12 protein-coding genes and 1 rRNA gene are annotated in these 13814 nt (G+C 53.3%); 10 read left to right on the top strand and 3 right to left on the bottom strand.

What is annotated here, in order from left to right; all coding sequences use genetic code 11:
- Nucleotides 1-80 (top strand): 5S ribosomal RNA (gene rrf / locus LGT44_RS20325); the annotation flags it as partial.
- A gap of 135 nt (nt 81-215) precedes the next feature.
- On the top strand, nt 216-1601 hold the full coding sequence (locus LGT44_RS09715; RefSeq protein ID WP_230330393.1) for a DEAD/DEAH box helicase: 1386 nt from the start codon (nt 216-218) through the stop codon (nt 1599-1601).
- A gap of 56 nt (nt 1602-1657) precedes the next feature.
- Here the strand turns inward: LGT44_RS09715 and LGT44_RS09720 are convergent, their stop codons facing one another.
- The 3 genes from LGT44_RS09720 to map all read right to left on the bottom strand — a co-directional run bounded on the left by LGT44_RS09720 (nt 1658) and on the right by map (nt 6077).
- Nucleotides 1658-2500, bottom strand: coding sequence for a pirin family protein (locus LGT44_RS09720; RefSeq protein WP_230330394.1), 843 nt, complete (start codon nt 2498-2500; stop codon nt 1658-1660).
- Nucleotides 2501-2600: 100 nt separating this feature from the next.
- Entirely contained in the window at nt 2601-5294 is a 2694-nt protein-coding gene (gene glnD, locus LGT44_RS09725) for a [protein-PII] uridylyltransferase (protein WP_230330395.1), read from the bottom strand.
- A 3-nt stretch (nt 5295-5297) separates the two neighbouring features.
- Complete coding sequence (gene map / locus LGT44_RS09730; RefSeq protein WP_225690959.1) at nt 5298-6077, bottom strand: type I methionyl aminopeptidase; 780 nt, start codon at nt 6075-6077, stop codon at nt 5298-5300.
- 370 nt (nt 6078-6447) lie between these two features.
- On the opposite strand from map, the gene rpsB reads away from it, so the two are divergent.
- The 8 genes from rpsB to rseP all read left to right on the top strand — a co-directional run bounded on the left by rpsB (nt 6448) and on the right by rseP (nt 13802).
- The gene (gene rpsB, locus LGT44_RS09735) at nt 6448-7197 is read left to right on the top strand and encodes a 30S ribosomal protein S2 (protein WP_145469984.1); all 750 of its coding nucleotides are present in this window, start codon (nt 6448-6450) and stop codon (nt 7195-7197) included.
- Nucleotides 7198-7281: 84 nt separating this feature from the next.
- Complete coding sequence (gene tsf, locus LGT44_RS09740; protein ID WP_145469985.1) at nt 7282-8136, top strand: translation elongation factor Ts; 855 nt, start codon at nt 7282-7284, stop codon at nt 8134-8136.
- A gap of 225 nt (nt 8137-8361) precedes the next feature.
- Nucleotides 8362-9096, top strand: a complete 735-nt coding sequence (pyrH, locus tag LGT44_RS09745) for a UMP kinase (protein WP_145469986.1) — start codon at nt 8362-8364, stop codon at nt 9094-9096.
- 2 nt (nt 9097-9098) lie between these two features.
- Nucleotides 9099-9656 (top strand): ribosome recycling factor, encoded by a 558-nt coding sequence (gene frr / locus LGT44_RS09750; RefSeq protein ID WP_145469987.1) that lies wholly within the window; start codon nt 9099-9101, stop codon nt 9654-9656.
- Nucleotides 9657-9669: 13 nt separating this feature from the next.
- Nucleotides 9670-10437 (top strand): isoprenyl transferase, encoded by a 768-nt coding sequence (locus tag LGT44_RS09755; RefSeq protein ID WP_145469988.1) that lies wholly within the window; start codon nt 9670-9672, stop codon nt 10435-10437.
- Nucleotides 10430-11275: a phosphatidate cytidylyltransferase gene (locus LGT44_RS09760; protein WP_145469989.1), complete on the top strand. Its 846-nt coding sequence runs from the start codon at nt 10430-10432 to the stop codon at nt 11273-11275. Before LGT44_RS09755 ends, LGT44_RS09760 begins: the two co-directional genes overlap by 8 nt.
- Nucleotides 11272-12465, top strand: a complete 1194-nt coding sequence (gene ispC, locus LGT44_RS09765; protein ID WP_230330396.1) for a 1-deoxy-D-xylulose-5-phosphate reductoisomerase — start codon at nt 11272-11274, stop codon at nt 12463-12465. Before LGT44_RS09760 ends, ispC begins: the two co-directional genes overlap by 4 nt.
- Nucleotides 12462-13802 carry an RIP metalloprotease RseP gene (gene rseP / locus LGT44_RS09770; protein ID WP_230330397.1) on the top strand — a complete coding sequence of 447 codons (1341 nt, stop codon included), beginning with the start codon at nt 12462-12464 and terminating at the stop codon, nt 13800-13802. The genes ispC and rseP overlap by 4 nt, the downstream gene beginning before the upstream one ends.
- The last annotated feature ends 12 nt before the right edge of the window (nt 13803-13814 follow it).

Here is a 13814-nt window from a genome sequence, read left to right on the forward strand (position 1 = left end):
ATTCCGAACTCAGAAGTGAAACGCAGCATCGCCGATGGTAGTGTGGGGCTTCCCCATGTGAGAGTAGGTCATCGTCAAGCTCTTATTCTAAACCCCCGTCAGCTGAGCTGGCGGGGGTTTTTCTTTGTCTGAAGAAAATACCTGCAATAACTTAAACGGTGGTGATGCCTGGCTTTTGTTATACTGCAGCTTCGTTTACACGTGAGAGTAATCCCTTGTTTGCCAATATCGAATTTAACGCCCGTCTGCTGACCGGCCTGGAACAGCTTAGTATTTCTACCCCGACTGAAGTTCAGGAGCTGATGCTTCCTTTGGCACTGGCTGGAAAGGATGTTCAGGTCTGTGCGGAAACCGGTAGTGGTAAAACACTGGCTTATCTGTTGCCGATCATGGAGCTTTTGCTGAATAAAGCAGCGGTGCCGAATGCGGCGACCCGTGCACTGGTCATGGTGCCAACGCGGGAGCTGGCCCGTCAGGTCTTTAAAACGGCTCAGCAATTCGCTGATCTGACTCATCTGAATGTCGGCTTACTGACTGGCGGTGATGAATTCAAATATCAGGCCGCTGTGTTGCGTAAAAATCCGGAAATTATTATTTCTACACCGGGTCGTCTGGTTGACCATATTAAACGTGGCACGGCAGAACTTAAGGACCTGGAGTTTCTGGTTCTGGATGAAGCAGACCGCATGCTGGACATGGGCTTTGCTGAAGACATGAATCTGGTGGTTTCGCATGCCAATAAAGATCGCCAGACCTTTATGCTGTCTGCGACTCTGCGTCATGAAGGTATTGGCCGTATTGCCCGTGCCATGCTGCGTGAGCCGGAAGTAATCACCACCCATACTGTGCAGGATCAGCATGAGTATATTCGCCAGCAACGCATTCTGGCGGATGACAATGCCCACAAAGACCGCTTGCTGGTGTGGTTGCTGGCCAATGAGACTTACGATAAAGCCATTATCTTTGTGAATAAGCGCATTGAAGTGCAGCGCCTGAACGAATTTCTGCGTCGTCACCGTAACGGTATTGCTATGTTGCATGGCGATATGACCCAGGACGAGCGTAACTATGTGATGCAGTCTCTGCGTGAAGGTAAGCGCAACATTCTGATCGCCACAGATGTTGCAGCACGCGGTCTGGATGTTGAAGGGATGGATCTGGTGATTAACTACGATCTGGCCCGTAAAGGTGATGAATATGTTCATCGTATCGGCCGTACAGGTCGTGCCGGAAAAACCGGTTTGGCCATCAGTCTGATTGCTGCCCATGAGTGGAATCTGAAAGCTTCTATCGAGCGGTATTTGCAGCAGCTGATGGAATCCCGTGAAATTCCGGAATTAAAAGGCAGCTATCGCGGTCCGAAAAAACTGAAGTCGTCCGGCAAGGCGGCCGGAGCCAAGAAAAAGCCAAAAGCCGGTAAAAAAACAGCGGCGGCTAAAGGTTCCGGGGCTAAAGGTGCGGGGGCTAAAGGCAGTAAGAAAAATGTGTCGGAGAAAAAGAAACTGGGTCCGCGTCCAAGTCGTCCGAAAGCAACAGGAACACTGATGGATTCTGAAGGTTTTGCTCCTATTAAGCGTAAAAAACCATCTCCGGATGCATAGAATGTAAAAGGGCCCCTGGGGCCCTTTTTTATTGTCTGTTTTCTGAGAGATGGCGTTCAGTCTCGGCCAAAGCGCCCGGCATTGTAGTCCTGAATAGCCTGTTCAATTTCTTCGATGCTGTTCATGACGAAAGGTCCGTAGTGAACGATTTTTTCTCCGATCGTGTTGCCACTCAACAGCAGAAGTTTTGTGTCACTCTGTGCATTCAGGATGAGCTGCTCACCTTTGCCAAATACCAGTAATGACTTTTCTGGTGCCAGCGGCTGTGTCTGTAATTGCCCCTGATACACAAAAGCGACGACATTCTGCTCTGCCGGTGTCGGCAAGCTGAGTGAGCTGCCGGCGGGTAATTCAATATCCAGATAACCGGCATGAGCGGCGAGATCCGTCAGTGGCCCCTGAATGTTGTTGCCTTCAATCTGCCATTGACCGGCAATCACCCGAACCTGCATACCATTGCTTTGAGTGATCAGCGGAATTTCTGCAACGCTGACATCACGGTATTTCGGTGCCTGCATTTTGTCTTTGGCAGGAATGTTGATCCACAGCTGGAAGCCATGCAGCTGTTGCATTTCACGGGCAGGCATTTCGCTGTGAATCACTCCGCGACCGGCGGACATCCATTGGGCGCCGCCGCTGTTGATCATGCCACGGTTGCCCATATGATCGCGGTGTTCCAGGCTGCCATGACGCAGGTAGGTCAGGGTTTCCATACCACGGTGCGGGTGTGGCGGAAAGCCACCGATAAAATCATCCGGGTTATCGGAAGAGAGTTCGTCGAGCATCAGAAAAGGGTCGGCTACCGGCTGATCGAACAGGGCGACGCGGCGGATTTTTACACCGTCGCCATCGGAGGTCGGATGGCTGGGAATAATGTGTTGCAGTTGGCGTTCGTTCATCGGATATCTCCTTGCACCTTTTTCAGATGTATTTATCAGAGATACTCTAGCCTGAGTCCGGTCGAAAAAAGAGCGCTATTTTTCGACCGAACCTTTCGAGTTATACGGCAGATTGTGCCTCTACCTGCTCTTCCAGGCCGTGGATGATGGCATCTTTCAGTTTGTGGCATTGTTCAGCATCGGAGAATGGCTGACCATTAGCATCGAGAATAAAGAAAATATCTGATACCCGCTCACCTTCCGTCAGAATTTTTGCGCCCTGCATCTGCGCACCGAATTCGGCAAAGATAGCGCCCATGCGCGCCAGTAAGCCCGGTCGGTCGGCGGCAATCACTTCCAGTACCGTACGTTGCATTACCGGGTCATTACTCATGGAAACCTGGGTTTCAACCTGAAACTGTTTCAGCGCACGCGGTGTACGGCGCTGAATAATGGTGGAGTAGTCTTCCGGATGTGACAGGGCTTCGATCAGGGTGGCGCGGATTTTTTCTATGCGCTGCGGGTCCTCAATCGGTTCGTTGTTTTCATCCAGTACGATGTAGGTGTCGACGGCATTATGTTCCTGCTCGGAGGTCATAATGCGGGCATCCTGAATATTCAGATTCAGCTGATCCAGTGTCGCGGTTGTGGCTGCGAATAAATTCAGCTGATCCTTCATAAAAATAAAGATCTGCGTCGCGCCTTCAAACTGACGGTCTGATGTCGGACGAATGGAAACCAGCGGTTTATTACTGCTGCCGTGGGCGTGAATTTCCAGTGTCTGCCAGACAATATTGTCGATTCCTTCGCGCAGGAAATAATCATCACCGGGCTCGCCCCAGATCTGCAGAATACGTTCTTCGCTCAGACCTTTGGCGGTGAGCTTGCTGATGGCTTCCTGCTGAATTTCTTCGATCCAGTCTTCTTTATTAATTGGATTGCCAAGACCGCGACGCAGCGCAGCCTGAGTATTGCGGTACAGGTCACGCATCTGTTCTGCGCGCCAGCTGGTCCACAGTTTCGGATTTGTACTGACAATATCGGCAACGGAAATCAGATACAGCAGATCGAGGTGGTTCTGGTCGCCCATTTCCAGCGCGAACTGGTGAATATCATCCGGATTATTCAGATCCAGACGCTGTGACGCCTGTGACATCGTCAGATGCGATGCACACAGCCAGGCCACCATATGGCTGTCGGTCGGGCGTAAATTATGTTGGCGGCAGAAAGCGGCAGCAATATCGCCGCCATTGGCGGTGTGATCACCTTCAATACTTTTACCTGTATCGTGCAGCAGGGCAGCCAGATACAGAATTTCTTTTTTCTGCACTTTATGAATCAGGCGCGAGGCGATTGGGAAGCGCTCGCGCACATCGCCAAAGCGCAGGTGACGCAGAAAACGCATCATGCGGAAGCTGTGTTCATCGACGGTATAAATATGAAACAGGTCGTGTTCCATCATGCCGATAATATGGCCGAACTCCGGAATATAACGGCCCAGAATGCCGTAGCGCATCATACGTGACAGCTCACGGACTACCCGTGAGCGGTTACGCATCAGTTGCATAAAAATCTGATTGTGTCCGGCGTTGGTGCGGTATTCGTCATTAATCAGGTTGCGGTGATCACGCAGGGCGCGGATGGTATCGGAGTGAATACCTTTGGCTTGCGGTGTTTTGGCCATCAGCAGGAATACCTGCAGCAGCCAGCCCGGCTCGCGCTTAAACAGATCTTTATCGATTAACTGCAGATAGCCATTACAGAGAACGAAATATTCATTCAGGGTTTCTATCTCATTGACCTTGTCGCATTTCATAAAGTCTTCGTTGAAGTGCAGCAGTAACAGGTCGGACAGTTCGGTCGTTGCCAGTTGGTTGCGGTAGAAGCGTGACATAAAGCGCTCTACGCCCAGTAACTTTTTATCATCAGCAAAACCGAGTAATTCGGCGATTTCGCGCTGCAAGTCAAACAGCAGGCGGTCTTCTTCACGCCCGGCGAGCATATGCAGGGCGTAGCGCACCTGCCATAAAAAATGGCGGCTGCGTTCCAGGCGCTCAAACTCAAAAGGGGTCAGAAAGCCTTTATCCTGCAGGGCGAGCAGGCTGCCCTGACCAAAGTGGCGCATGGTTACCCAGGTAATGGTCTGGATATCGCGCAATGCGCCGGGAGAGTTTTTAACATTGGGTTCGAGGTTGTATTCCGAATCGTTGTGCTTGCGGTGACGTGCCTGCACTTCCTGCCACTTGGCATTAAAGAATGCCTGAGCGGGCCAGATTTTATCGGCGGCGGTCGCCTGTTTCAGCAGCTGGTGCAGCTCTGTATCGCCAGCCAGTGAGCGGCTTTCCATCATATTGGTGATGATGGTGAGATCTTTCTCGGCTTCGCTGACGCATTCATCCAGCGTGCGCACGCTGTGGCCAACATCCAGCTTCAGATCCCACAGCAGGGTGATAAAGCCCTGCAGGGCCTCGCTGTTGGCATTAATGGCTTCTTCATTGCGCGCGAGGAGCAGTACATCAATATCGGAATGCGGATGAAGTTCACCACGGCCGTAACCACCTACCGCGACGAGAGCGAGATCGGTGGCGGGTAAGCGGCTGTTCTGCCACAGACACTGCAGTATCTGATCAATCAGCCGGGCCCGCAGCGGTACCAGTGTGCTGGCATCCAGCGTGGCGCGGAAATAAGCGTGGGCTTCTTCCTGAATACGCTTCAGGACTGGCTTGACCACCGGCAGCGGAGAAACCGCAGCCTGCAGATCAGCCAGTAACTGCTGCGAGTCGATCGACGGTAACGCAGGCGCCACAGCATCCATGGATTATTGTCCGAACCGGGTTTCTTCCTGACGACGGGTCAGCACTTCTGCGCCGGTTTCCGTTACCAGAATGGTGTGCTCCCACTGAGCAGACGGCTTGCGGTCTTTGGTGACCACGGTCCAGCCATCTTTCATCAGCTTATTAAAACGGGTGCCCTGATTGATCATTGGCTCGATGGTAAAAATCATACCGGCTTTCAGCTCCAGACCTGTGCCCGGACGGCCGTAATGCAGTACCTGAGGATCTTCGTGGAAGACAGTACCAATGCCGTGACCGCAGTACTCGCGTACGACTGAATAGTGGTTGCTTTCGGCGTGCTGCTGAATCACATGGCCAATATCCCCCAGGCGGGCGCCGGGTTTGACCAGATCGATACCCAGGTACAGACACTCCTGAGTAATTTCCACCAGGCGCTGGTTGGCCGGACTGGCTTCGCCGACAAAGAACATCTTGCTGGTGTCGCCGTGGTAACCATCTTTGATGACGGTGATATCGATGTTAATGATGTCGCCTTTCTTCAGGATCTTGTCATCACTCGGAATACCGTGGCAGATCACCTGATTGATTGAGGTGCAGATAGACTTCGGAAAGCCGCGGTAATTCAGCGGTGCGGGAATGGCTTGCTGAACATTCACAATGTAGTCATGGCAGATGCGGTCCAGCTCACCGGTAGAAACGCCGGGTTTTACATATTCACCGATCATTTCCAGAACTTCAGCCGCCAGACGGCCGGCAACGCGCATTTTCTCGATGTCCTCAGCGGACTTGATGATGACACTCATGGGGAGTTGTTTACCTGTTCATCAGACTTGTTTAGGACGCCATTGTACTGGTTGTGGCCACGGTATTGAACCAATGGTCTTCATAGTTAGCTTTAATCAGAAATTGCGCCTGTCGTTTGTGATGCTCAGCGGCGGCCGGGGCGTTCCGGATTACGTGGCGGAGGCCGTCGTCAGGCTGTTTTGTGCTGGCGTTGGCTGGGTAAAAGTGGTATAAAGCGCCCGCGAAAAAATCGCCGTGAAACGGACTGATCCGTTCCATGTAAATGACACACACGTATCACAACGTTGATCCGGGGTGCCCGGCCAGAGATGGCAAGGGTCGGAGAGATGGGTACGTGGAGGCCTAACCCAACTTATTAAGGTAGTTATCATGGCACAAGTAAGCATGCGTGACCTGCTGAAAGCAGGCGTACACTTCGGTCACCAGACCCGTTACTGGAACCCGAAAATGGGCAAGTACATTTTCGGCGCCCGCAACAAAATTCATATCATCAACCTGGAGCACACCGTTCCTGCGCTGAACGACGCGCTGAAACTGGTTGAGTCTATGGCTGCCCGTAACAACAAAGTTCTGTTTGTTGGTACCAAGCGCGCTGCAGGTAAGATCATGAAAGAGCAGGCTGAGCGTTCCAGCATGCCTTTCGTCGCACACCGCTGGTTAGGCGGTATGCTGACCAACTACAAAACCATCCGTCAGTCTATCAAGCGTCTGCGTGACCTCGAAGCGCAACAAAACGATGGTACTTTCGAACAGCTGACCAAAAAAGAAGCTCTGATGCGTACCCGTGAAATGGAGAAGCTGGAGCGTTCTATCGGTGGTATCAAGGAAATGGGCGGTCTGCCGGACGTACTGTTCGTGATCGACGTTGACCATGAGCGTATCGCTGTTCAGGAAGCCAACAAACTGGGTATCCCGGTTATTGGTGTGGTTGATACCAACTCTAACCCTGACGGTATCGATTACGTTATCCCAGGTAACGACGATGCTATCCGTGCTATCCAGATCTACGCTTCTGCAATCGCAGACGCCGTACTGGAAGGCAAGCAGCAAAATGGTGTGGCTGCAGACGAATTCGTCGAAGTAGCAGAAGAAGCGCCGGCACAGGAAGCAGCTGAGTAATCTCAGACGCTCGGAAAAAGGGGGCTTGCCCCCTTTTTTTTAGGTGCAATTTACTGACAAGTTAACTGATAGAGGATTACACACATGGCAAATATTTCTGCTGCTCAGGTTAAAGAACTGCGCGAACGTACCGGTCTGGGCATGATGGAGTGCAAAAAAGCACTGACTGAAACCGACGGTGATATCGATCTGGCGATTGAAAATCTGCGTAAAAACTCTGGTCTGAAAGCAGCTAAAAAAGCAGACCGTGCTGCTGCTGAAGGTAAACTGCGTATCGAAGTTAAAGATGGCGTTGCTTTCGTTGTTGAAGTTAACTCTGAAACTGACTTCGCTGCCGGCGATGCAAACTTCTCTGCTTTTGCTGACACTGTTCTGGCCAAACTGGTTGCTACCAAAGAAACTGACGTTGCCAAACTGATGGAAGGTGAACTGGAAGAAGCCCGTATGGCTCTGGTTCAGAAAATCGGTGAAAACATCACTGTACGTCGTCCGTCTGTTCTGGAAGCTCCGGTTCTGGGTGCTTACCTGCACTCTAACGGTAAAGTGGGCTGTATCGTTGCCCTGACCGCTGGTGATGAAGAACTGGCTAAAGACATCGCAATGCATGTAACTGCTGCTAACCCACGTGTTGTGCGCGCAGAAGATATGCCTGCTGAAGTTGTTGAGAAAGAAAAAGAAATCATCAAGGCTCAGCCAGATATGGCTGGTAAGCCAGACGAAATCGTCGAAAAAATGATGGTTGGCCGTATCAACAAGTTCCTGAAAGAAAACAGCCTGCTGGATCAGCCGTTCGTTAAGAACCCGGAGCAGACTATCGCTCAGCTGGCTAAAGCAGCTGGTGCTGACGTTGTTTCCTTCCTGCGTCTGGAAGTAGGTGAAGGTATCGAAGTTGAGAAAGTAGACTTCGCTGCTGAAGTTGCTGCGCAGCTGAAAGGCTGATTGTAAGCACGGGGTAGGATAACCAGCGGTTGAATACCCTATGATATGCCGGGCTCGCCCGGCATATTTGTATTTGACGTCAGGCAACTAACGCGGTTGTCTGGTGTCTGTTGATACGCCAAGTATCAGCGGCGGTTTGTGCCGCAGGGCGGGGTGCCCATCCCGTAACGCAACAGTCAGGCGGGTCTGCCTGTTGCCGAGTTTATTATCTATCTGGAGATCTCCATGGCCGAGCAAAAAAGTCCCAAGTACAAACGCATTCTGCTGAAACTCAGTGGTGAGGCCCTGATGGGCGAGCTGGATTTTGGTATCGATCCCAAAGTACTCGACCGCATGGCACTTGAGATCGGCCAGCTGCGTGGTATTGGTGTACAGATCGGTCTGGTGATTGGCGGCGGCAACCTGTTCCGCGGTAAAGCGCTGAGCGAAGCCGGACTCGACCGTGTTGCCGGAGATCATATGGGCATGCTGGCAACGGTTATGAACGCGCTGGCCATGCGCGATGCTCTGGAGCGTGCCAATATGCCGACCCGCGTTATGTCGGCCATCCCGATGAGTGGCGTGGTTGACCACTACGATCGCCGCAGTGCCATCCGCGCGCTGGAAGGTGGTGATGTGGTGATTTTCTCTGCCGGTACCGGTAACCCGTTCTTCACCACCGACTCCGCAGCCTGTCTGCGTGGTATCGAAATTAATGCCGATGTTGTTCTGAAGGCAACCAACGTCGATGGTGTGTATACTGCCGACCCGAAGAAAGACCCGAATGCCGAAAAATACGACTGCCTGACCTATCAGGAAGTGTTGGAAAAACAGCTGGGTGTTATGGATTTAACCGCGATCTGTCTTGCCCGTGACCATAACATGCCACTGCGTGTTTATGATATGAATGAGCCCGGAGTGCTGGCCCGCCTGATGACAGGTGGCGATGACGGCACCCTGATCGTGAGTGAGGAAAAATAACGATGGTTAACGATATTAAAAAAGACGCCGAAGAGCGCATGGATAAAAGTCTGCAGGCGATGCTGGAGTCTTTTAAAAAGATCCGTACCGGCCGTGCTAACCCGGCCATTCTGGACGGTGTAATGGTCGACTACTACGGTACGCCGACTGCGATTTCTCAGGTTGCTAACATCATTGTTGAAGATGGCCGCAGCCTGGCGATCAACCCGTGGGAAAAGAACCTGGTGCCACAGATTGAGCGCGCCATTCTGAAATCCGACCTAGGTCTGAATCCGGCGACCAACGGTGACACCATTCGTCTGCCAATGCCGGCACTGACCGAAGAAACCCGTAAAACCTACATTAAGCAGGCCCGCGCTGAAGCCGAAAAAGGCCGTGTTGCGATCCGCAATATCCGTCGCGATGCCAACGGTAAAGCCAAAGACCTGCTGAAAGAAAAACTGATTTCTGAAGACGAACTGCGTGGCAGCGACGATCAGATTCAGAAACTGACCGACAAGTTTATTGCCGACGTGGATGCCGCACTGGCAACCAAAGAAAAAGACCTGATGCAGGTATAAACCGGCAAATTTTATGTCAACCAGTATTGATGATACGCAGGCCGTTCAGGGCCAGGTGCCGCGCCATGTTGCCATTATTATGGATGGCAACAACCGCTGGGCTAAGCGCCGTTTTATGCCCGGAGTGGCTGGCCACAAAGCTGGCGTCGATGCCGTACGTGCCGTGGTGGAAACCTCGGCACGTGCCGGTGTTGAAGTGCTGACGCTGTTTGCCTTCAGCAGTGAAAACTGGCGGCGACCGGCGAATGAAGTCAGCGCGCTGATGCAGCTGTTTGTGGTGGCACTGGAGCGGGAAGTCAGAAAACTGCATCGCAACAATATCCGCTTGCGGGTAATGGGGGATCTGCAGGGATTTTCCAGCAAAATTCAGCAGCTGATTGCCGATGCGGAAAAACTGACCGCCAATAACGACGCAATGACTCTGGTGATTGCAGCCAATTATGGTGGGCAGTGGGATATTGCCCAGGCCGCACAGCGTATTGCACAGGATGTGCAGGATGGAAAATTACAGCCACAGGATATCGACGAACAACTCTTTCATCGTTATACCTGGCTGAGTGACTTACCGGCACCGGATTTGTTGATCCGTACCGGAGGTGAGCAGCGCATCAGCAACTTTATGCTGTGGCAGACTGCTTATTCGGAATATTACTTTTCCGATGCCTTCTGGCCCGACTTCAAAGAAGAAGAATATCAAAAAGCGTTGGCTGCGTTTGCAGACCGGACAAGACGGTTTGGCCGCACGGACGACCAGTTAGAGGAAGTGAAACAAGGTGTTTAAGGAACGCGTACTGACAGCGCTGGTGCTGGCCCCCCTGATGATCATCGGCATTTTTTTTCTGCCGCTGAAAGAATTCGCTATTTTCATCGCAGCTATCGCCACCATTGGCGCCTGGGAATGGGCAAATATTGCCGGTTACCAGCGTAACTGGAGCCGTGTTGCCTATGCGCTGGTAGTGTTTGTGTGCCTCTATATCAGTGCCCGGGTTCTGAAAATGCACCCGCAATACCTGATTGGTTATCTGGCGGTTGGTACTGCCTGGTGGGTGGTTGCCTTTGCGCTGGTGAAGCGCTATCCGGGAGGTACCGATCTGTGGGCGGCGCGTCCTGTCCGGGCACTGCTGGGCCTCTGTGTACTGGTTCCTATGTGGGTGGGGTTTATGCACCTGAAAACCCAGCCACACAGCTCGTTGCTGATTGTCTACGTGATGCTGATTGTCTGGGGTGCTGATACCGGTGCTTACTTTGCCGGTAAAAAGTGGGGCAATACCAAGCTGGCGCCGCATGTCAGTCCGGGTAAATCCTGGGCCGGTTTCTGGGGTGGTCTGGTAACCACTCTGCTGGTCGCGCTGATATTCGGTGCCTGCGTCCATACCTGGGTGCAGCCGATGGATCTGCACGATGCCTGGCGTCTGCTGGCCATCACCGTTATCACCATGGTGATTTCTGTGCTGGGGGATCTGGTGGAAAGTATGATGAAACGCCACCGTGGTATCAAAGACAGTTCCTCCCTGTTGCCGGGTCACGGCGGCGTACTGGACCGCATTGACAGCATGGCAGCGGCCGTTCCTGTATTTGCCTTCTTTATGCTGATTCTTGACTGGGGTCTGGCTGGATGACAAGCCAGATTACCGTGCTGGGTGCCACTGGCTCGATTGGTCAGAGCACCCTGGACGTCATTCGGCGCCACCCTGAGCGCTATCAGGTTTTTGCGCTTACCGCCGCTACCCGTGCCGATGAAATGGCGGCACTGGTACGCGAATTCTCTCCCCGCTATGCCGTGATGGCAGACAGTGACGCTGCCCGGCGTCTTCAGGCGCAGCTGAACTGTGGCTGCGAGACCACGGTTCTGAGCGGAACCCGTGCGCTGCTGGAGGTTGCTGAAGCCGAAGAAGTTGATCAGGTCATGGCCGCCATCGTTGGTGCAGCCGGGTTGCTGCCAACACTGGCCGCGGCCGAAGCCGGTAAGCGGGTGCTGCTGGCCAACAAAGAAAGTCTGGTCATGGCCGGTCCGCTGTTTATGCAGGCGGTGCGTGCCGGTGGTGCCACGCTGTTGCCGATCGACAGTGAACACAACGCGATTTTTCAGGCTCTGCCGCACAACTATGGCGGTGACTTCAGCGCTCACGGTATCCGTAAAATTCTGCTGACGGCCTCCGGTGGACCTTTCCGCGGCTGCACGGCCGCAGAACTGGAAAACGTTACACCAGCGCAGGCGGTGGCTCATCCTAACTGGTCGATGGGGCAGAAGATCTCCGTCGATTCCGCCACCCTGATGAATAAAGGGCTGGAGCTGATCGAAGCCTGTTTCTTATTTAACTGTGTGCCCGATGATGTGCAGGTGGTGGTGCATCCGCAGAGTGTTATCCATTCTATGGTGCAGTACTGTGACGGTTCGGTCATTGCCCAGTTGGGGCAGCCGGATATGCGTACGCCGATCGCTTATGGCCTGGCCTGGCCTGAGCGTATTGATGCGGGCGTGCAGTCGCTGGACCTGTTCAGTATCGCCCGCCTTGATTTTACCCCGCCGGACGAAGAAACCTTTCCCTGTCTGCGACTGGCAAAAGAAGCGTTCAGCGCCGGTGGCACTATGCCTGCGGTACTGAATGCCGCCAACGAAATCGCCGTCGAGGCTTTCCTGCGGGAACAAATTCCGTTCAGTTTTATTCCAACCCTGATCGCCCGGGTTATGGCCCGGCATGATGTGCAGCCGATTCAGCATCTGGCTGATGTGATGGCCGCGGATCAGTGGGCACGTGACTGTGCAGGCGCACAGCTGGATGCCGCTAACGGGAGAGTGAACGCGTGACGTTACTGTATTTTATTATCGCCATCAGTCTGCTGGTGGTGATTCATGAATTTGGCCACTTTTGGGTAGCACGCCGTTGCGGCGTGCAGGTGCTGCGCTTTTCGGTCGGTTTCGGTAAGCCCTTCTGGTCGTTTACCGATAAGCAGGGTACTGAATTTGCCATTGCTCCTATCCCGCTGGGCGGCTATGTGAAAATGCTGGATGAGCGCGAAGCCCCGGTGCCCGAGCACCTGCTTGACCAGGCTTTTAACCGTAAGTCGCCATGGGCGCGCATTGCCATTGCTTCGGCGGGCCCGGTTGCCAATTTTATTTTCGCCCTGCTGGCTTACTGGCTGCTGTTTGTTTCCGGTACCAGCGGCTTTGTACCCGTGGTGGGTGCTGTGGCAGAAGACTCGGTAGCGGCGGTGGCCGGGGTGCGCAGTGGCGATGAAATCGTTGCTATTAATGATCACGAAACCACGACCTGGCAGGAAGTCAGCTGGCAGCTGGTGGGTTTTCTGGGTGAGGACGCCGATGTTCGTCTGACTCTGGAAGGTAGCGATGGCAGTCGCCGTTCGGCGCTGCTGCAACTGAATGACTGGCTGACCGATCAGGAAGTACCGGACCCGTTAGCCGGGCTGGGTATTGAACCACGCCGGCTGGATGTACCGGCGGTGGTCGGTGAGGTTCAGCCTGGCGGTGCTGCCGCAGCGGCGGGTATTCAGGCTGGGGACCATGTGGTTGCGATCAATGGCAACCCTGTTGCCGACTGGTATGGCTGGGTTGAGCATGTCCGTGCTGCGCCCGGAGTCTCTCTGCAGCTGACGCTGGAGCGTAAGGGGGCACTGGTTGACCTTACCCTGACGCCTGGCAGTAAGACACTGGACGATGGCTCCGTTATCGGTTTTGTCGGCGCCGGAGTGGTCGCGCCAGAGATTCCTGAAGACTGGATGCGAACCAGCCATGCCGGTGTTGTGCAGGGTTTGTGGCTGAGTGTGAACAAAACCAGCGATCTGATTGTCTTTACCCTCGATTCCCTGTGGAAGATGGTACTGGGTGATGTGTCGGTAAAGAACTTGAGCGGGCCTATCACCATTGCTAAAGTAGCCGGCGCTTCGGCTTCGGGAGGGCTGGAAGCCTTTATCGGATTTTTGGCATTGTTGAGTATTTCTCTCGGAGTACTGAATTTATTGCCGGTGCCCATGCTGGACGGCGGGCATATCCTGTTTTACCTCGTTGAGGTAGTACGCGGCAGACCTCTGCCAGAACGTGTTCAGATCATTGCCGTGCAGTTCGGTTTATTCCTGCTGTTAAGCCTGATGCTGGTTGCTTTTTACAACGATATAAGTCGGCTGTAGTTGATTGCCGAG

Origin of the sequence: Thalassolituus alkanivorans (assembly GCF_020447205.1) — a bacterium.
Taxonomy (GTDB): Bacteria; Pseudomonadota; Gammaproteobacteria; order Pseudomonadales; family Oceanobacteraceae; genus Venatoribacter; species Venatoribacter alkanivorans.

Bases quoted from the DNA above. Each gene is read 5' to 3' on its own strand.
- tsf (WP_145469985.1), top strand. From the start codon at position 7,282: ATGGCAAATATTTCTGCTGCTCAGGTTAAAGAACTGCGCGAACGTACC.
- frr (WP_145469987.1), top strand. From the start codon at position 9,099: ATGGTTAACGATATTAAAAAAGACGCCGAAGAGCGCATGGATAAAAGT.
- map (WP_225690959.1), bottom strand. From the start codon at position 6,077: ATGAGTGTCATCATCAAGTCCGCTGAGGACATCGAGAAAATGCGCGTT.
- ispC (WP_230330396.1), top strand. From the start codon at position 11,272: ATGACAAGCCAGATTACCGTGCTGGGTGCCACTGGCTCGATTGGTCAG.
- rpsB (WP_145469984.1), top strand. From the start codon at position 6,448: ATGGCACAAGTAAGCATGCGTGACCTGCTGAAAGCAGGCGTACACTTC.
- pyrH (WP_145469986.1), top strand. From the start codon at position 8,362: ATGGCCGAGCAAAAAAGTCCCAAGTACAAACGCATTCTGCTGAAACTC.
- LGT44_RS09755 (WP_145469988.1), top strand. From the start codon at position 9,670: ATGTCAACCAGTATTGATGATACGCAGGCCGTTCAGGGCCAGGTGCCG.
- LGT44_RS09720 (WP_230330394.1), bottom strand. From the start codon at position 2,500: ATGAACGAACGCCAACTGCAACACATTATTCCCAGCCATCCGACCTCC.
- glnD (WP_230330395.1), bottom strand. From the start codon at position 5,294: ATGGATGCTGTGGCGCCTGCGTTACCGTCGATCGACTCGCAGCAGTTA.